The sequence below is a fragment of the Comamonas sp. MYb69 genome (genome assembly GCF_037479315.1).
Lineage (GTDB): Bacteria > Pseudomonadota > Gammaproteobacteria > Burkholderiales > Burkholderiaceae_C > Comamonas.
The window spans coordinates 40,956-65,587 of sequence record NZ_JBBGZG010000004.1; the positions used below are offsets into that span (position 1 = coordinate 40,956).

Here is a 24,632-nt window from a genome sequence, read left to right on the forward strand (position 1 = left end):
ATGAACAACCTCAACGTCATCTACTCCCCCGGCGATTCAGCTGCCCGTGAGAACTGGCAGCGCTACGAGTACGGCAAGGTGCGCGGCCACCTGGACTACATGCCGCATGCCATCCGCTGCGAGGAGATGTACCTGGGCGGCGGCCGGCAGTGGACGGTGGCGCAGAAGGCGCAGCTGCAGCGCGAGCGCCGACCCGCCTACGAGTTCAACCAGATCAAGCCCTCGGTTAACTCCGCCATTGGCTACCAGATTCACAACCGCGCTGACATCGCATTCAAGCCCCGGGGCGGAGACGCGGATCTGAACACAGCAACGATCCTGTCCAAGGTGACGATGCAGGTGGCCGACATGTGCAATCTGCACTGGCACGAGACGCAGGCATTCTCGGATGGACTGATACAGCAGCGTGGCTACTACGAGCTGCGCATGGACTTCGACAAGAACATCCAGGGCGAGATCGTCATTGGCACGCTCGACCCGCTGGACGTTGTCCCAGACCCTGACAGCAAGTCCTACGACCCAGACCAATGGGGCGATGTGATCATTACCCGCTGGCTCACTCTCGATGAGATTGAGCAGCTGTACGGCAAGGCCGCAAGGAAGGCAGCCGAAGAGAGCAATGACGGTGGCCGCGACTTTGGCGACCTCGATGATGAGATGCCACGCAACAAGTTCGGCAGCCGAGACCGTACCGGCTGGACGGACGCCATGGCCCAAAAGGATGATGGCCTGGAGCGTTACCGCATCATCGACCGGCAGCGCTTTGTCTACGAGTTCACCCAGTGCCTCGTCTGGCCAGCCTCGGGAGATGTGCAGGTGGAGGCCACCATGGCAGCGGATTCCATCGCTGATGCCCTGGCCAACGGGGCGGTGCGCGCCAAGCGCATGAAGCGCCGCATCAAATGGACAGTGACCACGTACACGGCCACCTTGCACGACACCTACAGCCCATACGAGCATTACACCGTGGTGCCGTACTTCGCGTACTTCCGGCGCGGACAGACCGTTGGAATGGTGGATGACGCCATGGGCCCGCAAGAGGCGCTGAACAAGGCGGTGAGCCAATATGTGCACATCGTCAACACGGCTGCCAACAGCGGCTGGATCGTGCAGGAAGACTCCCTAGCCAACATGACGCTGGAGCAGCTGCAGGAGCAGGGCGGCAAGACTGGCCTTGTGGTGGAGTACAAGAAGGGCAGTGAGGCGCCCAAGAAGATTCAGCCGAACCAGGTGCCCACTGGCATCGACAAGATCATCGACCGCGCAGACAAGGCGCTCAAGGACGTGACGGTGCCCGACGCCATGCGCGGCAGCCAAGGCCCGGAGATCTCGGGCATCGCCATTCAGTCCAAGCAGTTTGCCAGCCAGCAGCAGCTGGCCGTGCCCCTGGACAACCTGGCCTACACCCGCCACCTGTTGGCGGTCCGCATCCTCAAGCTGATCCAGCGCTACTACGACAGTTACCGCGTATTCCGCATCACCGAGACCGACCCGATGACGGGCAAAAAGGTGGAGCAGGCGCTGGAGATCAACCGCTTTGATCCGATGACGGGCGGCTACTTCAACGATGTGACGGTGGGCACCTATGACGTGGTGATCTCCGAGCAGCCGATGCAGGTGACCTTCCAGAACAGCCAGTTCCAGCAAGCGCTGGAGATGATGAAGGCCGGGGCTCCTATCCCCCCAGCCGTGCTGGTGCGCTATTCCAACCTGGCCGACAAGCAAGAGATCCTGGCGTCCATCGAGGGTAACAAGCCCCCGGCAGACCCCGTGGTTGATGCGCGTGTGCGCCTGCTGGACGCCCAGGCCCGCCAGGCCGATGTGCGAGCAACAGATACCCAGGTCAAGAGCCAATACAGCGCTGTGCAGACGGCGCAGGTCATCGCCCAAACGCCAGAGACCGCAACGCTTGCAGACGGCCTGCTGCGTTCGGCAGGCGCGGTGGACCATGACGCTGCGCCCATCGTGCCGCAGCTGCCAGGCCCGCTGCCGAGCGTAGACCTCCCACAGAACACCGATCCGCTCAATCCAGCCAGCCCTGCGCGCGGCCAGGAAGCGGGAATTGAAACCCTCGCGCCCGATGGTGTTAGGCGCGCTGATTAACCACTGGAGAAACTATGACCACCAATGCAAAAACCTCGTGCGGCATCACCGTCGAATATGACTTCGGATCGAAGCAGGCTGCTTGCGGCTCTGTTCTGGCAGGTGGGGTAACGCTGCAATGCGGAGCATGCCGGGCCAAAGACGAGACCGCTGCGCATGAAGATAGCTCGCCACTGGAAGCCGTGGCTTCTGGCCATCCAGCCAACCAGCAAGCTAGCTGATCTACCACCAATGTGAGGAGGAAACCATGAACATGCTTTTGATCAAGATGATGAAGCCCCTGAACGAAGCTGGCGAGGGCGGCTCGGATGCCGGCGGCACTGCCACTGCGGTTGAGGTGCTGGACGACGACGAGGGCTACATGCAGAAGAGTGCAGAAGAGCGCGCCCGCCTGCGTGGTGATGACGCCCGTGGCGCGGTCAACCCTGAAGCGCTGGCTGCAGTTTTGGCCAAGGAGGATGCCTCCCAGCTGCCTTCCGATGCCCGACTGACGGATGCAGAAGATGCAGACGCCTCTACCAACAGTGGTACTGGCATTCCTCGCGCGCGGTTCAACGAAGTGAACGACCGGCGCAAGGCACTGGAGACTGAGGTGGAGCAGTTGCGCGCACAGTTGGCCAGCGCTCAGCCAGCGGCAGGTGCAGCACCGGCACGGCCCCCACAGCAAGCACCACAGGCCGCTCCTGAGCCGTACGACATCGAGGCGGCTGAGGAGCTCTATCTGCAGTTGGTGCTGGACGGCGACACCAAGGCCGCGACCAAGCTGCGCATGGAGATCAATGGCGTTCTTCAAGACGCCGCTTACTCGCGATTTGCCCATGAGACGGCAGCACAACAGCAGACCGCTGCGGCAAGCAAGACGGTAGAAGCCTTGTTGCAGAGCTACCCCTGGCTTGAGGGGCCTGAAGGCGTTGAAGCGATGGACCTCATTGAAGCATCAGTGATCATGAAGGTGAGCAGGGGTACATCGCAAGCACAGGCTCTGAAAGAAGCAGTGAATGCGATTGCTCCTCGCTTTGCGCCTGGGGCTCACCCGATTGGGGGTGTACGACCTGACACCCGGCATGTTGATATACGGCCACAGCGCGCCAATGAGCGCGGCGCTTTGGACTCTCAGCTTCAGCCGGCTCAACTGCAGGCAGGGCTGGGCAACAGGGCCACTGCACCGCAGATCGATGGAGTCAAGCTGACGGATGAGGAATACGAAGCCTTGCCTGAAGCAGAGCGCAAGAAATTGCGCGGCGACGCGGTCTGATGCGTGCAATCGGCTGCAGGGCTTCACCCACCTTGCTGCCGAATATTCAAAGGGATGTCGCCTCAGCCGGGCGTTAAACAGGTTGGTGCTCTTGGCCACCTATGCCATGTTCTCGCGATGGGCGGCGTCATGTCCCGAAATGAAATCGTCAATTTTTGGAGCATGACATGGAAACGAATTTTGCAGCATTGACCCCTATTCAGAAGGTTTGCTGGGCCCGCGAGACCTGGAACGCCGCCCGCGACCAGATGTTCTTGAAGAACTTCTCGGGCAAGGGCGACAACAACGTGGTGCAGATCATCAAGGAGCTCACCAAGACGGAGAAGGGCGAGAGCGCCATTTTCCAGTTGGTGGCCGACCTGGTGGGCGATGGCGTCGCAGGCGACAACGAGCGCGAAGGTAATGAAGAAGCGATGGACTCCCATTCGCAGATCATCACCATCGACCAGCTCAGCCACGGTGTGAAGAACAAGGGCAAGATGTCCGACCAGCGCACGGTGCTCAACTTCCGTGAGCAGGGCCGCGACAAGCTGGCCTACTGGTTGGGCAACCGTTGCGATCAGCTGGGCTTTCTGACCCTGTCGGGCATCAGCTACGCTTTCAATAACGATGGCTCCCCACGCATCGGTTCAGTGTTCCCAAGCCTGGCCTTTGCCGGCGATGTGCGTCCACCTTCCCCCAAGCGTTCGCTGATGTGGGACGGATCTTCGTTGCAGGTCTCCAGCACCGGCAGCATTACCAGTGCTTTCGTGCCCAAGTACGGAATGATCGTGGATGCCGTGGCCTATGCCAAGACTCATCGCGTCAAGCCGCTGATGAAGAACGGCAAGGCGTACTACGTCATCTTCGTTCAGCCTGGCACCCTGGCTGAGCTCAAGAAGGATCCCGACTACCAGCGCGCAGTGGTTGCCGTGGCTACCAAGACGGGTATGGACTCGCCTTGGTTCACCGGTGCGACCGTGACCGTTGACGGCGCCGTGATCCATGAGCACAACTTGGTGTACAGCACGCTGGGCGCAGCAGCTGGCTCGAAGTGGGGCGCCGGCGGCAACGTGAACGGCACGCGCACGCTGTTGTGCGGCTCTCAAGCCTTGGCCATGGCTGACCTCGGTCCTGGCGACTGGGTGGAGAAGCTGTTCGACTACGACAACAAGGTGGGTCTGAACATCGACAAGATCCTGGGCCTGCTCAAGCCCGAGTTCTATTCCATCTACGACAAGTCCGTTGAGGACTTCGGCGTGCTGTCCATCGATCACTACCTGAAGGGCTGATGCCAGTACAGCGGGGCCGCTTGGCCTCGCTCCCTTTTTTTGGAAACACGGAGCAAACCATGTCCATCAAGAAAATTGCCGGCCGCCAGTAGTTTATCGTGGCCACCATGCTGATCGCCTTTGGTGATCCCACTGCCTACGGCACCGCCGAGGGCGCCATTGATCTGCCAGGCGGCGCTGTCGTCGTTGGCGGCGATGTGACCGTCATCACCCCTTGGAACAGTGCCACCACTGCCACCCTGAAGCTGGGCGATGTCGGTGACGATGACCGCTACACCGCAACTCCCATCGACCTGAAAACCGCTGGTCGTACCGAGCTGACCGTCACTGGCTACAAGACCCAGCTGGCCGGCGCGATCAATGCGCTGCTCGTCCAAACCGGCGCGGCTGCCACTGCCGGCCAGGCCCGCGTGACGGTCCAGTATTTCGTGGAAGGCCGGTCGGCTTTCACTCAAGGCTGAGCTTCTCCTCAGTGGTCGGGCCTTTAACCGCCCGTTTGCCCGTTGGCTTTGTGCCGACGGGCCTTTTCTCAGGACACAACCATGAAATTCCGTTCCCCTACTGATGCTGATCTGCATGTGGCGCTGACCAGTGGCCATACTCTGGTGATCGCAGCCGACGACGATGGCACCGAGGTTCCCAGCATGTTCCAGCGACAGGCCATTGCCCGTGGTGCTGTGCTGGTGGATGGCGGCACCAGCGAGGTGCGCACCCAGATCCTAAGCCGCCAACTCGAACTTCAAGAAGTGCTGCAGCAGATGATCGCCGAAGGCGACAAGGCCAACTTCACCGCCGACGGCAAGCCCAACTTGATGAAGTTGAAGGCCAAGGCGGGCTTTGAAGTGACTCGCGCCGAAGCTGACGCCGCATTCGCTTCCATCAGCGAGCAGGGCTGATGCAATGAATGTCGGCGATTTCATCACCGCATTCAGGACTGCATGCCTGGACCAGGCCGACCCGCCGTTCTGGGCTTCGGAGGAGATCGTCGGCTTTCTCAATGAAGCGGTGCAGGAAGCGAGTGAGCGCGCAAAGCTGATCGAGGATCGCAGCACCAGCTCCGTCTGCGCGCTTTCCGTCGTTATTGCCCAGGACACATACCCGCTGCATCCATCTGTGCTGGAGATCAACCGCGCCACCTTCAATGGCCGCGTGATCGATGAAACCAGCGTAGAGGAAGAGGACTCGCATAGCTGCGGCTGGGAGCAGCGAGAAGGCCAGCCGCGGCGCTTCATCTACGAGCCAGCCAGCGGTGCCCGACCTCCACAGCTTCGGCTGGTGCCCAGGCCAAACAGCCCCGGCGCCATAGCTCTGACGGTCTACCGAGGGGCCCTTCGGCCTCTGTCTGCCTGTTCAAGCATTGAGTCGCCAGAGCTCCCGACCAGATTTCATACCCGATTGCTGCACTGGATGATGTACCGGGCACATCTCAAGCAAGACGCAGACACGTTCGACACGGTCAAAGCTGGCGAGCACCTGGCCCTGTTTGAGCAGGCATTCGGCCGGCGAGATGATGCCAATGTGCAGCGCAAGCACCGCGACGATTCCCCGCCTTTGGTGCATTCCAGCTGGTAGCGATCGCAATACTCAACAAGGTTTTCTCATGCTTCACGCCCAATCACCCGCCGCCCGCCGCCTTGCCGCCATGGGCTCCAATGTGCCAGCCAAGGGATACCGCAATGGCGGGTTGATCGATGGCCCAGGCGATGGCACCTCAGATTCTGTCGACATCAAGGCTTCCAAAGGCGAATTCGTGCTGCCGGCCGACACCACCCGAAAAATTGGGGTGAGTCGCCTCAATGACCTCATTGAGCGCACGCACAAGCAATCAGGCAAGCCTAAGAAGGCAGGGCATTTTGCAGATGGTGGCGTGATCGATGAAGAGGCGATGCGCCGTGCGAACAGCTTTGGCGATGCTGCAGCGGCAGCACAGGACCAGAGCGTCCAGCAGGTTGCTACCCCTCCCGCGCCTACTCCAGCTGCTCCCGCACCAACAGCTGCGGCTGCGGCCCTCGCGCCTTCAAACGCGGGACAGGCTACTGGCAATGCCTTGGCAAACCAGATTCCCATGGACACCGATAAGCAGGCGCCTAAGCCGGATGGCTCCATGGATAACGTATTTAATACTGACACCGGCAGAAACCTCCAGGCAATTGCCAGCTCTGTTGGCGGGCTAGGCGGCGCGCTGCCCGCCGTGGCAAAGACTGGCGGGGCGATTAGCTCATTGCTCAGCCGAGGCCTCAGCTCTCTCGAGGGCGCATCCGCTGCAACCATTGGAGCGGCAAGCACGCCCGCCATGGCTGGCATGATCCCCGGGCCCGGCGAGTCCAAGCCACTTGCTTCCAACCCGGAGAGTTCTGGGCGCGTCATCCCAGAGCCGAACGCCAATGCCACCCCGCCTAGCGCTGCTCAAATTGCACCACCAACCAATTGGGACCGCTCCGGCATGACCAATGCCCAGGTGGGCCAGGCAAATCCTGACGGCCGCGTCCGCATGGAGCGCCTGGCTGATGGCTCCACGTCGTTTAGCGGTGGCAACGTGTCTGGGCCTGTTTCTTATACGAACGAACGTGGCAGTGCCGTGGAAGGCGCAGGCATGCGGGGCGATGGCTTCGGAGGATTTCGGGTGTCCCCCGGCGGCGCTCAGGTGTCGCTGGGCCCCAACGGCAGCTATGTCTACCCATCGGATGCCGCGCAGTCAACAGCCGGCGCGGCGGCTACGCCGAGCAGCGCTCAGCCGGGCGGACAGCAGGCGGCGCGCAACACTGACACCGCCACCGGTGCGCAATCGGCAACCCAGCGCAGCCCCGTTGGAATGACCGTCGAGCAAGCTCAAAGGGAGGGCCTGGTAGGTCAGCGCGTGGGCTACAACCCGGCCTTTGACCAGCGCCTCCAAGGTGGCGCACCCGGGCAGGCTGGCCAGACCGAAACGCCGCAGTTCGCGGAGCCTCAGGTGGCCAACAGCACCAACGACTATTCGGCACGCAAACGGCTGGAGAACCTGGCCACGTCTGCCAGCAGCATCACGAACACCACCAAATGGGGCGGCAGGGGTGCGGAGAACAACCCAGCAGCACGAGCCTACCGGGCTGCTTTGGATAACGATCTGGCCCTGCAGTCCGAACAGCCAAGGGCGGCGCAGGCGACGCTGCATGCAAATGCAGGCCTGCAGCGCGAAGGCATTCAGCAAGCGGGTGCAAACCAGCGAGAGGCAATGCGGAACTCCGTCGATCGCGGTCGTTTGGCGCTGGAACAGTCAGATGCTGCAGTCCGAAGCAGGGGTGCTGCGCGCCTTGAGGCGGCTCAAGATGCGGTAGCTCAAGCGGATACTGCGGAGAAACAACGCAGCGCCCAGGGCCGGCTGCTCGCGCTCATGGGCAAGCCAGAGAGCACCAAGGACCGCTTCGTCACTGCAGGTGGTGGCACCTATGTCCAAGACGGTCAGACGGTGAAAGAGCCAACCTCCATCTATGACTCTGTGCGTGAGCAATGGCTGAGGCCACCTGCACAAACGCAGACACCACCCCCAACAAAAGAGCAACTGGTGAAGGGAAATATGTACACCCTGCCGGACGGTCGCTATCTGCGCTGGAATGGCAAAGCGTTCGAGCCGCCACGCTGACCACCCCACTGGGTTCGACAGCAGCACTTGGGATCCACACACTGGAAACCATGGCTGCTACATCAATCTCCTACGAAGACGCCTTCGGGCTGCCCCCAGCTCCGCCTCCTGCTGCGCAAGCAAAAGCACCGGCGTCGGACGGGAGCGTCAGCTACGAAGAGGCGTTCAACATCCCACCACCCCCGCCAGCTGAACCGGGCTTTTTCCCCACTACAAAGCGGACAGCTGGGCAGATGCTCACCACCTTGGCAACCTCTGCCGAGGATGTGACAGGGCCGAATTTCGCCACCAGGGCGCTGCAGGACACGGGCCAAGGGATCATCGACCGCAATCCCGCTGGCATCCGTAAACTGGCCGACATCATCGAAAGCCCGTGGCTTGCGGCTCGTGAAGCCGTCGGCCAACTGGGCCCACAAATCGCTGCTGCAGGTGCTGGTGGCCTGGCCGGTGCCAAGGCTGGCCGTACTCTGGGCTCCATCGCGGGCCCCGTAGGTGCGGCCGCAGGCGCTGCCATCGGCGGTGTCGCAGGCAGTCTTGCGCCAATCTTCACCCAGGAATACGGCGGCATTCGCCAGGAGCAGCAAGAGTCCGGCCAGGAAGACAAGGCCCGGGCTTTGGCTGCGGCCATCCCGGCTACGGCGCTGGAGCGCATTGGTATGGGCCAGGCCATGAAGGTCGTAAAGGGTGTCGGCCTGGGGCCCACCACCGTGCTCAAAGAGGCTGGCAAGGGCGTGCTCAAGGAAGGTGCGACCGAGGGCGCACAAAACATGATCGAGCAGTGGGGCGCTTTCAAGGATCCGCGAGAAGCGGAGAACCTGGAAGACTCGGCCTTTGCTGCTGCCATGGGCGGTATCGGCGGCGGCGTGATGGGCGGGGCATCCGGTGCTGTGGACCACATGCGCCAGAGAGGCCGTAAGGCCGACACTCAGCCCGAGGCGGCAGAAGACATCCCTGGCGGCGAAGCTGCGCCGGATAGCCAGCCTGAAGGGCGTGCGGCCATGCCGAACGCAGCGACACCAAGCAGTGCGGAGAGCGCAGTGCCTGGTGGTGAGTCCACCCCTGCAGCTCAACCCTTGACCCCATCGCAGGCGATGGGCATTGATCCTGCTGCCGGTCCACTTTCCAAGGCTGCAGCTGCATCGGTAGATCTGTCGCTGGAGCCGATTGCCGCACCGGTGGCCACCCAGCTAAGCACCGCGGAGATCGATTCAGCTTTATACCGGCTGCCAGCAGAGCTGCAGCGACAAGCGGAACTCATTAAGGCGGACCTGGCGAATCAAGCGCTGCCGCCGAGCGTGCGAGCATTCAGGCAATCAGAGCTGACCGCCTTGGCAGAGGGTGCCCCGCCGATCCAGCAGGGGCTTGGCCCAGAGGACATGCCGGCCGCGCTGGTGCTGGCAGGCTATGACGCACGCCAACGGGCTGAAAATTCAGCCGGTAGCGCTCCTCGCCGTGCTTTGGCGTTGGAGCCATTGGAGGCTGCGCAGTACGAAAACGCCATCGAGTTTGACCAGCCGACCCCAGAGGCCAGCCGAATCTCTGGCCGTATTGCTGAACTGGCGGCAGCTCAAAGCATTGATCCGGGAGCTGCCATGCGTCTCAATGAGGCCCATGCAATCCGTCGGCGCGCCGCTGACGAAGGGCTCCCCCTGTCTGTGGTGCCCCATCCAAGCGGGCGAGGTTACGACGTTCAACCCTCTGCACTGCTGACCCCTGAGCAGCAGCGATCCACTGCCCCGGAGGGCCAGGGCGCTTTGCCGTTCGATGCCAGTCTGTCCGGCCGAATGATTGCGGGTGACGGCGGCGTGCGAGCGGAGACCCGGGGCGAGGCCGTGGCGCGCGGCAATGCCGAGCAGCAAGAGCGCGCAGCGCAGGAAGCCCGCAGGCAACAGCGGACCGGCCTGGGCCTGAGCAACTACACCCCGATTCAGCCGCTCACGCTGGAGCGCGGCCAGGCAATGCCCCCGGCGCTGGAGTTTGACAACGGGCCCACCGGTCGAATGATCGGCGGTCAAAACGGTCTGCGCCAAGAACGGCGCGCCGAAGTGGTCAACCGTGCACAGCAGCAAGCGGGTGCCGGCGCGGCAGCGGCTGCCGGCAATGCCGCCAGCGGCGCCGCTACTGCCGCGCAGCCCCAAGCGGTAACCCGCATCAACGGCACCCCATTTTTGACCGAGTCCGCAGCCCAGCAGGCGCTGGAACGCAAAGGCCTTGAGGCGACGCACCAGGTGGTCCCTGCCGGCGGCGATCCATCCCTTGGCTATATCGGCCAACCCATTTCTACCACCAGCACCAACGGAGCAATCAATGGCGATCAAACCAATCAAACCCAGCAAGCTCAAGCGCAACGCTCGCAAGACCGCGCAGCGCAAGCAGGGCAGCCAGTAAGCCCTGAGCCCCAGGTAGCAGCGGATACGCAGCGCCGCGAGTACCGAGATGCGGAGCGCAAGCGCACTGCCCCGGGCCGCACTCTGCGCGCCAATGCAGAGGCCGCCAATCCCATGCGCGCATTCCTTGGCAAACATGGCGTGGTGCCTGATGTGCGCCGTGACTTCGCACCAGGTGCGGCCGAGCAGCGCGCCGCGATGGTGCCCGGCTTTGGCCCCATTTTCCGCAAGTCCGGTAAGCAGCTGGACCAGCTGGCACAGGCCGCTTACGAAGAGGGCTTTATCCGCTCGCCTGATGCAGTCCAGCAGCTGGAAGACCTGATGCACCGTGCCATGCGCAACGAGCGCGTGATTGCCCAGTACCGACCAGAGCAGGTTGATGCTGAGATGCAATCCCGTATTGCGCGGCAGCAGGCGATGGAGGAAGATGCAGCTGTCTCATCGATTGAGCAGCTGGACGATGCGACGCTCTTTGCGCTGGAGGACGCCGACGTGGTGTTTGATGGCCCAAGCAATATGAGCGCCGAAGATGCCATGCGAGCGCTTGGCTTCACCGAACAGGAAATCCAAAATGAACTTACCCAGCAACCCGGAACAGCGCAAGAAGATGGCCCAGGCCGTGGCCGCGCTGATGAAGTTACCCCAGGCCAAGCGCAAGCAAGCGCTCCAAAGCGTGATGGAACGCAGGGGCCTGCAGCCCAGCCAGAAGCCAGCAGTTTCCGCCTAACTTCGCCCACCAGGGCCGACCTGGTAGCGCGTGAAGAGGCACAGCGGCAAGACGCCGCCAACCAAACCCGATCTGAAACCGAATCTCAGCGCCGCGCCCAGGCCGACGCCGAGCGGGATTCCTTCGCCCTGACGGGCAGCGACCGCGCCGCTGATGTGCAGGTCGCCCAAGGCCAGCAGCAGCTGGGTGACGGCTCAGGGATGGTGTTCTTCAACAGCACGGGCGAGAGCATGCCCGAGCGTGGCCTATCGCTTGAACAGGCTCAGAAAGCGGTGAATGATGCCCTTGCGGGGCTCAGCAACCCGCCACCAGTTGATGTCGTGCTGCGGGCCGGGGACCTTGGGCAAGGGATTCCGGACTACGTGAAGGGGGTGCGGAAACCCGACGGGCAGCTTGCTGTCGTCGCCGGGGCGCACAGCAGTCCCTTGGATGTCATCGAGACGGTCTTTCATGAGCTTTTCCACCATGGTTTGCGCAATGTTGTGCCAGATGCTGATTATGTGCAGACAATGCTGGACTTGGCAAAGCGTGATGCGCGGGTGCAGGAATATGCCAACCAGTGGAAGCGCGATGCGCCCGAGGCCACCCAGCAGCGCGAGGAGCTGCGCAACCTGGGATTTTCCGGCAGCGAACTGAACGGCCGCTATGAGGCGCTGGCCATCGAGGAAGGGCTGGCAGTGGTGGCCGAGGAGCTGCGCGCCCAGAAGCAGGCAGGAACGCGGCTTGGCCTGCGAGTCCGTACCTTGGCCAACTGGCTTGCCAGCGTGGCCGACAAGATGGGCATGAAGCGCCTGGCTAACACGGTGCGCAACATGACCTACAGCCAGGCCGAGCGCTTCGTGCTGTCGGCCATTGCGCATTCAGGCGACACAGCGGCGGCGCGCAATGCCGCTGGCGACGTGTCCCGGTTTCGCTCCCGTGGTGATACCCCCGTGGGCCAGCGTATTGGCGATGCCCTCAAGTCCGTGACCGTGACGAACATCAAGCAGCAGGCGGGCTTTAAGGCAACCGACCTGCGGCCGCTCAGCCTGCAGATGCTGGGTCGCCGTCAGCTGGTGGACGTGTACAGCGACATGCTGCCGGAGATGCGCACCTATAACGACCTCATGGCCCGCATGGATGCGGACAAGAACGAGGCCGGCGCCGGTGCCGACCAGCTGGCCAAGGACTGGGAGAAGCTCAAGGACGAGAACGCGCTGGCGGACCTGATGCACGACTCTACCCTGGCGCAGATGGATCCAGCCAAGGACTATGTGCAGGGTGACAACCGCGTGCGCTACGTGCAGCTGCGCAAGCGCTATGAGGCATTGTCGCCAGAGGCGCAAGACGTCTACCAGCGGGCCCGCGACATCCACCGCAACCACATGCGCGACGTGCGCTCAGCCATCAAGGAACGCATCGAGCGCTCCGAGATGGGGAGCGAGCGCAAGGCGGCGATGCTCAAGCGGATGGACGACGAGTTCTTCGGCCACATCAAGGGCGTGTATTTCCCGCTGGCCCGCTTCGGCCAGTATGTCGTGGTGGTCAAAGACGCCGAAGGCAAGGTGGCGAACGTCAGCCGCGCAGAGACCATGCGCGAAGCCGACACCACCCGCAGCCAGCTCGCCCAGGCCTTCCCCGCCTCCAAGGGCTTTACCGTGGGCAAGGTGCTCAAGGGCAAAGAGTTCGTGGCCGACCGCGACACCGTGGGCCGTGGCTTCATGGAGCAGCTCTATGGGGTGCTGGATAAGCAGGGCATGGAGCCGAAGCAGCGCGCCGAGCTCGAAGATGCACTGGGCCAGCTCTACCTGTCGTCCCTGCCGGACCTATCCTGGGCCAAGCATGGCATCCACCGCAAGGGCACGGCCGGCTTCAGCCAGGATGCACGCCGGGCCTTCGCTCAGAATGTATTCCATGGGGCCAGCTACCTGGCCAAGCTCCGATACGGCGACCAGCTGCAGGACCAGCTCTCCGAGATGCAGCGGCGCGCAGACGAAGGCGTGACCGATCCCAGCTTTGATTCGGTGAAGGCTCAGCAGGTCATTGACGAGATGGCCAAGCGCCATGACGCAGCCATGAACCCCAAGTCCAATGCCGTGTCGACCGCTCTGACCAGCCTGGGTTTCATCTTCTACCTTGGCTTGTCGCCTGCTTCTGCGATGGTCAACCTGTCGCAGACCGCGCTGGTGGCTTACCCGGTGATGGGCGCCAAGTGGGGCTTCAGCAAGTCCGGTGCGGCTCTCCTGAAGGCCAGCCAGGAGACGATGCGAGGAAAGAACGACATTACCTCTTCGCTGAATACCGACGAGAAGGCGGCATTTGATGAAGCTGTGCGCTCGGGGGTGGTGGATGTGACCATGGCCCACGATCTGGCCGGCATCGCCCAGGGCGAGGATCAAAAGGTGACAAATGGCCTGCGCCCATGGATGCGCGCTGCCAGCTGGATGTTCCACCATGCCGAGAAGTTCAACCGCCAGGTGACCTTTGTGGCCGCCTACCGCCTGGCCCGGGAAACCGGTGCGGACAGCAAATCTGCGTACAGCCAAGCGGTGCAGGCCACCTACGACGGCCACTTCGACTACAGCGCGAACAACCGCCCGCGCTTCATGCAGGGCAACTGGCAAAAGGTGCTGCTGCTGTTCAAGCAGTACAGCCAGAACATGGTGTACACCTTCGTGCGTAATGCGCAGCAGTCGCTCAAGGGCGCAACCCCAGAAGTACGGGCAGAGGCACGCAAGACCCTGGCCGGCCTGCTGACGAGCCATGCTATGGCCGCCGGCGTGCTGGGCCTGCCGATGGTTACCACCTTGCTTGCAGCGGCCTCGATGCTGGGCGGCGATGACGACGAGCCCTGGGATGCGCAGGTGGCACTGCAGAACATGCTGGCCGACACCTTTGGCCAGAAGCCTGCCGAGGTTCTGGCGCATGGCTTGTCGCGGCTGACGCCTTGGGACATCTCGGGGCGCGTCGGCCTGGATAAGCTGATCTTCCCCGATGTGCAGGAAGGGCTGGAAGGCCAGCGCCTGGGCGAGGCGGCAATGACTGCAGCGCTCGGCCCCGTGGCCGCCATTGCGGTGAACGGGCTCAAGGGCTTGCAGGATATGAGCCATGGCCAATACCAGCGCGGACTGGAAAGCATGATGCCCACGGCGTTGCGCGGACCGTTGAAGGCTTGGCGCTACAACAAGGAGGGCGTCAAGGACAAGTCGGGCATCGTCATTCAGGATGAGGTGGACGCCGCGGCCATCTGGGGCCAAGCCGCAGGGTTCTCTCCGTCGGAGACGCGTAACGCCTTCGAGGGTAAGTCGGCAGTGATCTCGCATGACCGTGCCCTGATAACCAGGCGCCGTACGCTGGTGGAGCAATTTGCCATGGCGGCGATGGCCAAGGATGAGGAGGGCAAGGCAGAAGCCCGGGCCGCAATTGCCAAGTTCAATGACAAGAACCCTGAACGCCGCATCCAGCCGATCCAGTTGGCCCAGAGCGTGCGCAACCGTGAGAAGCGGATTCGCGAGGCCGAGGACGGGGTGTACCTGCCGCGCAAGCGCCGCGATGCCCTGGATGTTGGTCGTTTTGCTACAGAAGAGTAGGGTAAGCTTGATATCACAATGCTCGAAATTTGTCGTCGTGATACCATCTTAGGACTATGCAATATCCAACACTGTTCAATGAGAAGCGCACGGCACAGGCTGCAGCGTTCTTGCTGCACCGTGCGGGAGGTCGCCTGCCGCTGCTGAAGCTGATGAAGCTGATGTACTTGGCTGAGCGCGAGTCATTGCGTTTGTACGGTGAGCCCATCACCGGAGATAAATTGGTATCGATGCCGCATGGACCTGTCTTATCCATGACATACGATTACATGAACGGTGCGCTTAAGGGCGTAGAAGGTGGATGGGCCACCTGGGTGGATGATCGAGCAGGACACGACTTGGCTCTGCGCGATCCCAGTATGATCAGAACGCCGGAAGACGATCTCCTTGAGTTGAGCGATGGCGACTTAGACGCATTGGATTCGATCTGGAAAGAATTTGGTCATCTGAGTAAATTTGATTTGGTCAACTACACCCATGGCGAAGGTTGCCCGGAGTGGATTGATCCACATGGCTCTAGTGCACCTATCCCTCTGGATCGCCTTTTCTCCGCATTGGGCTTTTCTAAGGATGGCATTGAATCTGCGGTTCGCCACCTGACTGAGCAAGCCCAGCTCAACGCTGCATTTTCGTGATATGCCATGGAATTGCGAGCAGGGCGCATGCCTGCTAGTTCCTTCAGGACCTGCAGAGCATAAGCATCTGTTCGTTATTGCGGTTGGCCCTACTAACCTCGATGGTTACGGCGGCAACCCTCAAGTGATCATGGTCAGTGTTACCTCCATTAGGCCGGATTTTCCTCATGATTCGGCGTGTGTCATACGTGCAGGTGAACATCCATTTGTTACGCATGATAGCTACGTGTATTACAGAGATCCTCGCATCGAGTCTGTGGAACATGTTCAAGCTATGGTGGACCAAGCCGTTTGGCAGGCTAAAGATCCCTGTAGCGCTGATCTATTGCGAAGAATCAAAGCCGGTCTTCTCTCTTCTGCGCGAGTTCCTCGTTACATCAAGAAGTTGCTTGCTTGAAAGTTCAGCGAAATCAACGGGCTCAAAATAGAGCCGGCTGACCCAATCGGATTTCAAATCTGATTGGGCCTACCCAAACTCTGGGTAGCCCCTGCCATGGCTCAAAACTGAGCCGTGGTGGCGAGGGAAGCGGTCCAATGCGGCCGTGCTCCAAAGGGAGAGATCTCAAATCCAATCCTTGCACCCGCACGGCTGGATTTTCAGCTGTGTAGTGGCACTGCCTGCTGCACCACCTTCTTGGCCTGCTCATAGGTCTTGCCGTTGCCGAAGCCGGTGGCCTTGGCCACAAGATCGCGGGTCTGACCACCCTCAGGAAAATTTTCCTGAGGGTTCTAAACACCAGACTTCATGCGCTTGTCGGCCTCCGCTTTCACCTCGGACTCAATCGCTTCACCAATCGCCACGCGCTCAGAAGGCGTGAAGTCCTTGCGTAGGTGCGCGGCAGGCTTGGTCAGATTTCAAATCCTACCAACCCACCTCCTTTGAAGCCACCGATCTGAAGGGCTTTACGCTGCATATTTAAACTGTATGTTCATACAGCTTTAAAGGGTGTCGAATGCAGATCGATCAGGTTGCCATCGCGGTGCTAGGTGCAGCTGCTGCCTGGCTGTCGCAGGCCCGCGCTGAGAGCTTCAGGCGCTGGGCGTGCATCTTCGGAATGTTGGGCCAGCCCTTCTGGTTCTACGCCTCCTGGAAGGCCGAGCAATGGGGCATCTTCGCGGTCAGTGTGCTCTATGCGCTGGCCTGGATGAAGGGGCTGTGGATCCATTGGATTCGGCCTACACGCGGGGACATCGCGGCGGAGAAAATAGGCACCATTCAGTTCGTCCCTGAAGTGAAAAAATGATCCAGAGCCTGCACATTGAAAAAAGCGCGCCCGGTCAGTACCTGGCCCGGGTCATGAATGAGCATTCAGAAGCCCTGAGCTTCACCGCCAGCTCCATCGCGGGTGCCATCAGGGATACCGCCCAGATGCTACCCAAAGCTCGCGCCTTCCACATTTGGTATGAGCATGTGAGCATTGGCACCACACCTCTCCTGCACATGCAGCACGATCCCGAAACGCTGGCCTCCCGATTGAAACTGTTGCATGGGCAGTTTTGGGGCTAACGTCCCAATTAAATCTTAAATATTCTCCTTAATGCCTCCAAACCAATAGCTGTATAGGCTGCTATGTATGCGCTTTCAGTTACATAATAAGCAATGATATTCAATATCAAGCTTGCTGCTATTGCTGTGACGATATACACCCTTCGAAATGCAATGAATTGGTAAAGTAGGCGTTTCTGAAGGGCAAAGCGAACTCTTTTAACATCGATTTCACGCTTCTGAGGATCTGGAATCGGTATTCCATCCCGGGATAGTATGAGATACTGGAGATGGAATTTATAGTATAAAAGTTGGATTATTTGATGGTGAAATAGGTTTGTAAAAATTCCGCTTGGTATATGCATGCTGAGCTGTTGAGCAAGCCCGAATTCCATGTTTGGGTCTTTGACGGGGTCGTGCTTACCAGCTGACGCGGTTGTGACAAGGTTCTCTAGTAGTTCCGCGCCAAAAAGGGTTTCTAATAGGCATAGCCACATCCACTTGCACCGACCAATTTCCGAGCGTATTCTATCTTCACGAAAAAATACAGATTTGAAGTAATTTGGTGATAGCTTCTTGTTTCGTTCATCAACGATATTGAAGTCTTTGTAATTCATGGCTCGCCTTATTGCTTGTACCAGTGGGTGAGGATTTATAGATACTGGTCACGCACATGGTTGTAGGTGGGCTCGATGTCGAGAAGCTGGAAGAAATGATCTGTGAAAGACACAGATGATTTCACTGCCCATTGAGCGCAGCCCGCTCCCAATAACTTGTCAGGGTAAAATGGATTGCCAACTCCGGTTAAAGAATTAATTGCAAATTTTCCCTTAAACTTCTTTTCAAATTTGTGAAGTTTTACAGCTTCAGTTATTGGTTGGCTAGTAATTGTTTCTGGCTCGTAGTGTATAAGTGCATTTCTAAGTTCAACGAGTAGTTTAATGTCCTGATATGGATGCTCACCGGTAGAGAAAGTAGTCCGCTTATTTAGCTCGAGAGCGATTTCATACTTCTCAAGTATTGAGTAAGAGGCTGTGCGCGGAATGCCCTTTATCCATAAGCTTCCCATCAATTCGTGGCCGTGGAGTTTTTTCACTCTGGATTTTGCGCTATTATCAGTGCAATCCGAAAATAACTCATTGATGGTGGCCTCAAGGAATGCTGCTGAAACTATGATTGATGACGTTGCACAGGCTCTATGCATACGCAAAATAGTTTCCTCAGTAGGTCCATTTCCCGCGTTTTCTTCTATGTTATGGCATTGCTTGGCAAATAAGGCTGCTGTCGAGAGATGGTTTATTGATAAATATTGACGCATTGAGATGGAGAACGACATGGTGCAAATATTCCAGGCAGGGGTTAAAGTTTTAATCGAAGCTTAGGTCCGCTGGTTGTGGGATCACGCTATTCGTGTAGCAAGTCATCACCCTCTACCCAGTTCCCTTCACGATCAATCGTCAGGGCGCGGGCCTGATCACACTTGGCCAGCAAGATCAGATCAATCTTGTAGTCGCGCGCCTCAGATGAGTGGTCGCGCCGTACGCCGGGCACCATCCCCCCAGTTCAACAACTGGTTGGAGGAATTTTGACATCTTGTGAATAAATGTTACATTGTATTCACGTAACTTGAGATGTTTATGAAGAAGCTGCTGTCCGTCGTTGCTTTGGTCTTAATGCTTGCTGGCTGTGCCACCCAGTATCCTACTTCTGCACCGTCTCCCAGCACTACTTACGATCCGTTCAGGGAGCCTGCTGAAACTGCCCTACGGCGCCAAGCTCTCACGCAACAGCTGTCTGAGTTAAAGGCATATCAAAAGCAGGCGCTGAGTTCGTTGGGTAGAGGCACATCCAGTGACAACGCTGCTGCTTCCGATGCACCTGTCGGTGATCTCCAGACACAAATTGACTACCTGGAAGACCAGTTAGCTTCTTTGCCGGCTATTGGCTCAAGCACGTATTTGTTGGGAACCTCCTCTCCCAATCCATCTTACGATACGGCACCTTGTGTCACGGGATCATGCGGCTCCGTGAGTGTTCGCGGCTACTATCGAAAGGACGGAACATATGTCAGACCTCATACCCGGAGCAGGCCAGGGTCAGGAAGCGGACGGAGCAGAGGTCGACGTTGATCTGTCGCCGGATGTCAAATGCAGCAAATGCGCAGCAATATAGGGGAGCTGTGCACCACAAGATACGGCACTGCTCAGGGACAAATCCGTGGGACATTGGCGAGGGTTTCAGAGGGTTCCAGGGTGTTGATCCAGCCCCGTTTCCCTCTGGGGCCTTGATCTAGATAGGCTGCTGTATTAGTTCGAGTCCAATCGCGCCTACCAAATTTTCCCTCTGAAGAAAACCAGACTTCAGGATAACAGGGATTTGGTAAGAAACCTCGCAGAGGTTTCTATTTTGAAAAAACCGCCTTCTGGGCGGTTTTTTCATTTCCGGGCATTGGCTCACGCTAGGGCTTCTCACAGCCTCTATGGCTACTGTCGCCATCCATCCCTTCGCATAGGCGGTCACGAACATCGTCATGTTCCGGTGGCCCATCTGCCCTGATAGCCGGCTGGGCTTTCTCCTGTGTCTGAGGCGTGGTGGGAGTGCAGGTATGCAGGGTTGCGTCTGGTATGGCTGGTCTGCACCTCGGCATTTCCACTGCTGCTCGATCGTATCAACACTCGACAAGGCAGCCTGGGGTGCCAGCTTCGCGTTGCTTGCAATGATCGATGCCTGCTGTACTTCCGATGACCCACCAAGGAAGGGGCTGGCATTTGGTAGCATGGGCTTTTCTCAGTGGAGGGGATATGGTCAAATTCGTGGGTTACATGATGCTTGCCGTCGTCGTGTTGATGGTTTTTCTGTCGGGGCTTCGGGTCTGGTCGCTCATGGCAATGGCAGAGGTGGGTCTGCAGCGACCAGGTGCAGTCACGGAGCTGACCATGATGATCCTTTGTGGGGTGGTGATCCCGATTGGTATTGCCACTCTGCTGCTGAAAAAGTAGATGTGCTGACGGCTGTATAGCGCAGCCAGGCAAGTTAACATCGCCCGTTTCAGTGGGCTTTTTTATTGGCAGGACGGGTCACAGGTTGGCAATCTTGAGCGTTGTCTAAATCCGCTCGATGAGATACGCGCTGCTCGCCAGGTTCTGGCTCTGAGGTGGAGCTTCTAGCGAAACTTTGTCGACGCCATATGACCGATTGCGACTGCATCGCTGTGCCCTATCTCCAGGGCTATGGCATCTGGCTGCATGTCTTTTTGTTCGAGGAGAGGGTATGCGTTTCAACTATGCAGCGGTAATGCTTCTAGCATTCGTAAGTTGTTCAGTGCACGCTGAAAGTTTTAGCTATAAGGGGCTGGCCCTGGGCGCTTCTGCGGAAGAGTTGCGAGAAAGGCTTCCAAATTATATGGAAGCTACCTATACCGGCTCTTTATATAATTTCAAATCCATAGACTGTGCAAGAAAAAATCCTGGAAACTCTGAAGCAGTGCAGCAATGCTTGAAAGCAACCTCGTTTGGAGGGGTGCCTGTGGAATCTGGTTCTATATATCTGAAGGCAAATCAAGTATATAGCATTGATTTGAAAGTTAAACCTTGGTATGTTGGTGAATTGATCGGGGCCATCACTGCGCGTTATGGAAAGCACTCCGATAGAAAAACGCTAGAGTACCGAAATGAATATGGTGTGAAATCCGAGGGTTGGATTTATACATGGGTATCCGGAAGCACATCTTTGACGGTGGAGGATAACGGCGGGAAGGAGCTTGCTGTCCGGATTGGGTCGTTCCAGAGCAAGCAAGAAATTTTAGAGTCCATGCGAAAAGCTGCAGAAATAGGCGCCAAGGACTTTTAAGAAGCAATAACGCATATTCCAGCAAGCCTCGGTGGGACCTTGGCTGAGGCCCTGGACAGCCCGAAACTCAACCTAAAACTGCTGTAGCGCGCCGATCATCCTGAACAAGAACCACTGCGCCTACCGCATCAAGCCAGAGGTCAGTGATTCGCTGCGAGAGTCTGGGTACGCCAACGGGATAGGGCCGTACTACTTCTCGCAAGGAAAGTGTGCTTTGAGGGCGATGTAAATGAGAAGCGCCGCTTTGGCATCTCTCGTCTCAGGGTTGCTTTCCAAATACTTCTGCACCACAGCGCTAATTTGCCCATTCGTTACGTTCTGGCGATAGCAAACGGTCCCAGATTGGGAAATCATATCGCTTGCGCCCATGATATATCCCATTCCCACACCGTCTTGCAATGCATTCCCAGGAGTCAGACCCTTGCGCTTGGTACTGGTGAGGTCGTTGAGGAGGTCATTGCCGGAATAGGCATTTGCGCTGGTGGCGGCCACGAGGCACATTGCAGAAATCAGATAGCGAATCAATTCAGTCTCCCAAGGATGCAGTCCAGATTTTATAGGTCAGGCTGTGGCAAAAACCAGCGCCGGGCCAAGGATGTAATACCTCATATTTAGCAAGGCCTGCTGTTTAGGTCCCATGTTGGGCAGCAGGTATCTATGTGCTGGAGTCGCCCGCAAGCTCCGCCAAGCGTAGGAATCTGTCTTCTTTTTTACGATCATGCAGAGAGCCTCTTAAGCAGACCAGCGTACGCTGCTGATGCGCTTGCTGGCGTGCCTCAGCGCCGAGCTCGCATCAAATGCTGCGCCAGTGCCTCAAACGCCGGCAATGACCTCGGATCATTTGCCGCATTAGCAGCCACCGGGTGCGAGCCGTATCGGGCAATGACCATCTGCGCGGTCGGATCGATATAGAGCGCCTGCCCATGCACGCCGCGTGCGGCAAAGGCGCCGTGGGCGTTGTGCGTGATCCACCACATATTGCGGTAGCTCCAGCCAGGCAGGAGGGCGTAGCCGGCTTTGGCAAAATCGGCGCGCCTGCCGCCTTGGCGGATGTCGGCGATCGCGGCCGCAGGGATGATTTGCTGGCCATTGAAATAGCCATTGTTGCGGACCATCTCGCCAAAGCGCGCCAGGTCTCGCAGGCCCGTGTTCAGGCCACCGCCGGCAAATGGGGTGCCGGTCGCGTCGACGGACATATAGGCATCCTGCTCGGCGCCCAGGCGGCTCCAGATGCGGCTGGACAAAAGCTGCGCGACGGACTGGCCGCTGACACGCGCAATGATCCAACCCAGCGCATCGGTATTGGCGGTGCGGTAGCCAAATGCCTCGCCGTGCATGCCTTGCGGCTGAACCGTCTGCAAAAACTCGTAGTAGCTGCGGGGGCCTGTGAAGTCTTTGGGTTTGGGCAGTGGATTGCCTGCGGCCGCATGGGCCCAGACCTCTGCCTTGGGGTCGGCATAGTCTTCGCTGAACCGGATGCCGGTGGTCATGTCCATCACCTGGCGCACCGTGGCGCTGCCAAAGGCAGACATGGCGAGTTCGGGCACATAGTCTGCGGCCTTGCGGTCGGGGTCCAGTGTTCCCTCTGCGACCAGCATCGCAGCCAAGGTGCCGACAAAGGACTTGGTGACCGACATCGCCGCATGCTGGCCATCGGGCTGGAGTGCGCCGGCATAGCGCTCGTAAACAATGCGGCCCTTGTGCAGCACGACGATGCCGTCGGTGTAGTTGGCGGCCAGCGAGTCCCGCCAGCGCATTGTTTCACCGGTATCCAGGCGCTTAAATTCCAAGCCGTCAATATCATCGCGCAAGGCGCTGCGCAGCGGGGCCGCAGGCCGCAGTCCTCGCGAGATATTGACGGTCGGCATCAGCTCGCGAAAGTGCGACACACTCCAGCGCATCGCCGGGAATTGGAAATACGAGCCGTCGTCAAAGCGCAGAATGCGGTCGGCGGGCGGTGGCGATCCCTGCATCCAGCCCAGTTTGATGGGGTCGCTGTCGGCGGCGTCTGGGTAGGGCGGGGAGGGCGAAGCAGGAGCCGCGGCTGCGTTGAGCGCCAGCAACAGCGATGCGGCGATCAGGCCCGGTCTGCGATTCAACCATTGCGGTGCTGCCATGTGCTCTCTCCCATGCGGTAGTGCTGATCGCAGTATCTTATAGAGCAGCCAGCCGCCCTGGCTATGCCGCGCGAAAGATGCACTGCCGTACTGCGGTTGAATGGATGGTTTGCCGGGAAGGCGACTGCAAGACCTATACCTTCCCAAGGAGCCTGAGCAGGGAGGCGCGGCCCCCGCTATACTCCCACCCAGGAGATGACGTTCCTCCTTAACCGCCGCGCCATGCGGCTGATGACGTCTACAGAACCTGACCTGGCTCGGGGCTGTAGACGTTGTCGCGTATACATTTCTTGCCAGGTCAGGCCGATGCACTCGCGCTTTTGACCTGTATGCCCAAACGCTCAACCCTCGAACCCCTTGCACTGCTTCCCCATCTGGGCAAATGGCTGCTGCTGTCGGCCCTGGCGGCCGCTTTGGCGGGGACGGCTTCGGCTGTCTTTCTTTGTGCGCTTGACGCGGCAACGCGCTGGCGCGACCAGCACCGTTGGCTGGTCTGGTTGCTGCCGCTGGCGGGCTTGGCCGTGGGCTGGGTCTACCAGCGCCTGGGCAAGTCGGCCGAAGGCGGCGTCAACCTCATCATGGACGAAGTGCATGCGCCCAAAAATACGCTGCCTTTGCGCATGGGGCCGCTGGCCTTGGTCAGCACGGTGCTATCGCATCTGTTTGGCGCCTCGGTGGGGCGCGAGGGTACGGCCGTGCAGATGGGCGGGGCGCTGGCAGACCAGCTGAGCCAGCGCTTTCGCCTCGCCGCGCAGGATCGGCCCCTGCTGCTGATGGCGGGCATCAGCGCGGGCTTTGCATCGGTGTTTGGCACGCCGCTGGCGGGGGCCATCTTTGGGATGGAGGTGGTGGCTATTGGGCGCATGCGGTATGAGGCGCTGCTGCCTTGTGTGGTGGCAGCGCTCCTTGCTGACCAGATCAGCCTGGCCTGGGGCATCCACCACACGCATTACGCCTTGGGCGTATTGGCCCCCATGGGCTGGTGGCCGGTGCTGGCCGTTGCGATTGCCGGCATTCTGTTTGGGCTGGTGGGCATGCTCTTTGCCACGGCTACGCGCAGGCTTGGTGCCTTCATGAAGAAGCGCGTGGTCTATGCGCCGATGCGGCCTTTTATCGGCGGTCTGGTCATCGCCGCAGCCGTGTGGGCATGCGATGCCTACCGCTATACCGGGCTGGGCATTCCTGAGATCGTGCAGGCCTTTGAGGGCCCCGTGCGGCCCTGGGATTTTCTGGGCAAGCTGCTGATGACGGTGGTCTCCATCGGCAGTGGTTTCAAGGGTGGGGAGGTCACGCCGCTGTTCTACATCGGCGCCACGTTGGGCAATGCGTTGGCGCCACTGTTGCAGATGCCGCTGGGCATGATGGCGGGCTTGGGCTTTGTCGCCGTCTTTGCCGGTGCCGCGAATACGCCCATCGCCACCACCTTGATGGCGCTGGAGCTGTTTGGTCCGCAGATCGGGCCCTTTGCGGCGATCGCCTGCGTGGCGGCCTATCTGTTCTCAGGACACGCTGGCATCTACCAGGCCCAACGCATCGCTCAGCACAAATATGGCCAGCGCCAGGACTAACGGGGCGGTGGTTTGGGCGGGGGCTGTCTGAGCACAGCTGGCCAGG

Annotated in this window: 19 protein-coding genes and 1 riboswitch; of the genes, 15 read left to right on the forward strand and 4 right to left on the reverse strand. The window is 59.5% G+C overall.

The window, feature by feature from the left end:
* The 12 genes from WH303_RS06540 (at window position 1) to WH303_RS06595 (ending at window position 17,073) form a co-directional block, all read left to right on the forward strand.
* Window positions 1-2,103: a portal protein gene (locus WH303_RS06540; protein ID WP_339517519.1), complete on the forward strand. Its 2,103-nt coding sequence runs from the start codon at window positions 1-3 to the stop codon at window positions 2,101-2,103.
* A 14-nt stretch (window positions 2,104-2,117) separates the two neighbouring features.
* Window positions 2,118-2,324 (forward strand): hypothetical protein, encoded by a 207-nt coding sequence (locus WH303_RS06545; protein ID WP_339517520.1) that lies wholly within the window; start codon window positions 2,118-2,120, stop codon window positions 2,322-2,324.
* A gap of 26 nt (window positions 2,325-2,350) precedes the next feature.
* The gene (locus WH303_RS06550) at window positions 2,351-3,358 is read left to right on the forward strand and encodes a hypothetical protein (protein WP_339517522.1); all 1,008 of its coding nucleotides are present in this window, start codon (window positions 2,351-2,353) and stop codon (window positions 3,356-3,358) included.
* 167 nt (window positions 3,359-3,525) lie between these two features.
* On the forward strand, window positions 3,526-4,629 hold the full coding sequence (locus WH303_RS06555) for a N4-gp56 family major capsid protein (RefSeq protein WP_339517524.1): 1,104 nt from the start codon (window positions 3,526-3,528) through the stop codon (window positions 4,627-4,629).
* A gap of 107 nt (window positions 4,630-4,736) precedes the next feature.
* Complete coding sequence (locus WH303_RS06560; RefSeq protein ID WP_339517526.1) at window positions 4,737-5,090, forward strand: hypothetical protein; 354 nt, start codon at window positions 4,737-4,739, stop codon at window positions 5,088-5,090.
* Between the two features lie 81 nt (window positions 5,091-5,171).
* A complete protein-coding gene (locus WH303_RS06565) occupies window positions 5,172-5,525 on the forward strand; it encodes a hypothetical protein (RefSeq protein WP_339517528.1) in 354 nt (117 codons plus the stop codon).
* Window positions 5,526-5,529: 4 nt separating this feature from the next.
* Window positions 5,530-6,201 (forward strand): phage adaptor protein, encoded by a 672-nt coding sequence (locus WH303_RS06570; RefSeq protein ID WP_339517530.1) that lies wholly within the window; start codon window positions 5,530-5,532, stop codon window positions 6,199-6,201.
* A gap of 28 nt (window positions 6,202-6,229) precedes the next feature.
* Window positions 6,230-8,248 (forward strand): hypothetical protein, encoded by a 2,019-nt coding sequence (locus WH303_RS06575; RefSeq protein ID WP_339517531.1) that lies wholly within the window; start codon window positions 6,230-6,232, stop codon window positions 8,246-8,248.
* Between the two features lie 233 nt (window positions 8,249-8,481).
* Complete coding sequence (locus WH303_RS06580) at window positions 8,482-14,931, forward strand: PLxRFG domain-containing protein (protein ID WP_339517532.1); 6,450 nt, start codon at window positions 8,482-8,484, stop codon at window positions 14,929-14,931.
* Window positions 14,932-14,987: 56 nt separating this feature from the next.
* Window positions 14,988-15,566 (forward strand): Panacea domain-containing protein, encoded by a 579-nt coding sequence (locus tag WH303_RS06585; RefSeq protein WP_312462912.1) that lies wholly within the window; start codon window positions 14,988-14,990, stop codon window positions 15,564-15,566.
* A 953-nt stretch (window positions 15,567-16,519) separates the two neighbouring features.
* On the forward strand, window positions 16,520-16,810 hold the full coding sequence (locus WH303_RS06590) for a hypothetical protein (RefSeq protein WP_339517534.1): 291 nt from the start codon (window positions 16,520-16,522) through the stop codon (window positions 16,808-16,810).
* Complete coding sequence (locus WH303_RS06595) at window positions 16,807-17,073, forward strand: hypothetical protein (protein WP_339517536.1); 267 nt, start codon at window positions 16,807-16,809, stop codon at window positions 17,071-17,073. The genes WH303_RS06590 and WH303_RS06595 overlap by 4 nt, the downstream gene beginning before the upstream one ends.
* A gap of 8 nt (window positions 17,074-17,081) precedes the next feature.
* On the opposite strand, the gene WH303_RS06600 is transcribed toward WH303_RS06595, so the two are convergent.
* Both WH303_RS06600 and WH303_RS06605 read right to left on the reverse strand, forming a co-directional pair.
* Complete coding sequence (locus WH303_RS06600) at window positions 17,082-17,669, reverse strand: hypothetical protein (RefSeq protein WP_339517537.1); 588 nt, start codon at window positions 17,667-17,669, stop codon at window positions 17,082-17,084.
* Between the two features lie 35 nt (window positions 17,670-17,704).
* Complete coding sequence (locus WH303_RS06605) at window positions 17,705-18,388, reverse strand: hypothetical protein (protein WP_339517539.1); 684 nt, start codon at window positions 18,386-18,388, stop codon at window positions 17,705-17,707.
* 1,465 nt (window positions 18,389-19,853) lie between these two features.
* Here WH303_RS06605 and WH303_RS06610 point away from each other — a divergent pair.
* Window positions 19,854-20,051 carry a hypothetical protein gene (locus tag WH303_RS06610; protein ID WP_339517541.1) on the forward strand — a complete coding sequence of 66 codons (198 nt, stop codon included), beginning with the start codon at window positions 19,854-19,856 and terminating at the stop codon, window positions 20,049-20,051.
* A gap of 271 nt (window positions 20,052-20,322) precedes the next feature.
* On the forward strand, window positions 20,323-20,901 hold the full coding sequence (locus tag WH303_RS06615) for a hypothetical protein (RefSeq protein WP_339517542.1): 579 nt from the start codon (window positions 20,323-20,325) through the stop codon (window positions 20,899-20,901).
* Between the two features lie 189 nt (window positions 20,902-21,090).
* Here WH303_RS06615 and WH303_RS06620 read toward each other — a convergent pair whose 3' ends face one another.
* Entirely contained in the window at window positions 21,091-21,426 is a 336-nt protein-coding gene (locus WH303_RS06620) for a Rap1a/Tai family immunity protein (protein WP_339517543.1), read from the reverse strand.
* Between the two features lie 251 nt (window positions 21,427-21,677).
* Window positions 21,678-23,018 (reverse strand): serine hydrolase domain-containing protein, encoded by a 1,341-nt coding sequence (locus WH303_RS06625; RefSeq protein ID WP_445228105.1) that lies wholly within the window; start codon window positions 23,016-23,018, stop codon window positions 21,678-21,680.
* Window positions 23,019-23,200: 182 nt separating this feature from the next.
* Window positions 23,201-23,266: riboswitch (Fluoride riboswitch) on the forward strand.
* An 81-nt stretch (window positions 23,267-23,347) separates the two neighbouring features.
* Between WH303_RS06625 and WH303_RS06630 the strand changes: the two genes are divergently transcribed.
* The gene (locus WH303_RS06630; RefSeq protein ID WP_339517545.1) at window positions 23,348-24,586 is read left to right on the forward strand and encodes a voltage-gated chloride channel family protein; all 1,239 of its coding nucleotides are present in this window, start codon (window positions 23,348-23,350) and stop codon (window positions 24,584-24,586) included.
* The last annotated feature ends 46 nt before the right edge of the window (window positions 24,587-24,632 follow it).

What these genes read in the sequence shown, in the direction of transcription:
- WH303_RS06580 (WP_339517532.1), top strand. Translation starts at nt 8,482, where the DNA reads ATGCTCACCACCTTGGCAACCTCTGCCGAGGATGTGACAGGGCCGAAT.
- WH303_RS06560 (WP_339517526.1), top strand. Translation starts at nt 4,737, where the DNA reads ATGCTGATCGCCTTTGGTGATCCCACTGCCTACGGCACCGCCGAGGGC.
- WH303_RS06550 (WP_339517522.1), top strand. Translation starts at nt 2,351, where the DNA reads ATGAACATGCTTTTGATCAAGATGATGAAGCCCCTGAACGAAGCTGGC.
- WH303_RS06585 (WP_312462912.1), top strand. Translation starts at nt 14,988, where the DNA reads ATGCAATATCCAACACTGTTCAATGAGAAGCGCACGGCACAGGCTGCA.
- WH303_RS06555 (WP_339517524.1), top strand. Translation starts at nt 3,526, where the DNA reads ATGGAAACGAATTTTGCAGCATTGACCCCTATTCAGAAGGTTTGCTGG.
- WH303_RS06600 (WP_339517537.1), bottom strand. Translation starts at nt 17,669, where the DNA reads ATGAATTACAAAGACTTCAATATCGTTGATGAACGAAACAAGAAGCTA.
- WH303_RS06595 (WP_339517536.1), top strand. Translation starts at nt 16,807, where the DNA reads ATGATCCAGAGCCTGCACATTGAAAAAAGCGCGCCCGGTCAGTACCTG.
- WH303_RS06615 (WP_339517542.1), top strand. Translation starts at nt 20,323, where the DNA reads ATGCGTTTCAACTATGCAGCGGTAATGCTTCTAGCATTCGTAAGTTGT.
- WH303_RS06545 (WP_339517520.1), top strand. Translation starts at nt 2,118, where the DNA reads ATGACCACCAATGCAAAAACCTCGTGCGGCATCACCGTCGAATATGAC.
- WH303_RS06590 (WP_339517534.1), top strand. Translation starts at nt 16,520, where the DNA reads ATGCAGATCGATCAGGTTGCCATCGCGGTGCTAGGTGCAGCTGCTGCC.
- WH303_RS06565 (WP_339517528.1), top strand. Translation starts at nt 5,172, where the DNA reads ATGAAATTCCGTTCCCCTACTGATGCTGATCTGCATGTGGCGCTGACC.
- WH303_RS06570 (WP_339517530.1), top strand. Translation starts at nt 5,530, where the DNA reads ATGAATGTCGGCGATTTCATCACCGCATTCAGGACTGCATGCCTGGAC.
- WH303_RS06625 (WP_445228105.1), bottom strand. Translation starts at nt 23,018, where the DNA reads ATGGCAGCACCGCAATGGTTGAATCGCAGACCGGGCCTGATCGCCGCA.
- WH303_RS06630 (WP_339517545.1), top strand. Translation starts at nt 23,348, where the DNA reads ATGCCCAAACGCTCAACCCTCGAACCCCTTGCACTGCTTCCCCATCTG.
- WH303_RS06610 (WP_339517541.1), top strand. Translation starts at nt 19,854, where the DNA reads ATGGTCAAATTCGTGGGTTACATGATGCTTGCCGTCGTCGTGTTGATG.
- WH303_RS06605 (WP_339517539.1), bottom strand. Translation starts at nt 18,388, where the DNA reads ATGTCGTTCTCCATCTCAATGCGTCAATATTTATCAATAAACCATCTC.
- WH303_RS06540 (WP_339517519.1), top strand. Translation starts at nt 1, where the DNA reads ATGAACAACCTCAACGTCATCTACTCCCCCGGCGATTCAGCTGCCCGT.
- WH303_RS06575 (WP_339517531.1), top strand. Translation starts at nt 6,230, where the DNA reads ATGCTTCACGCCCAATCACCCGCCGCCCGCCGCCTTGCCGCCATGGGC.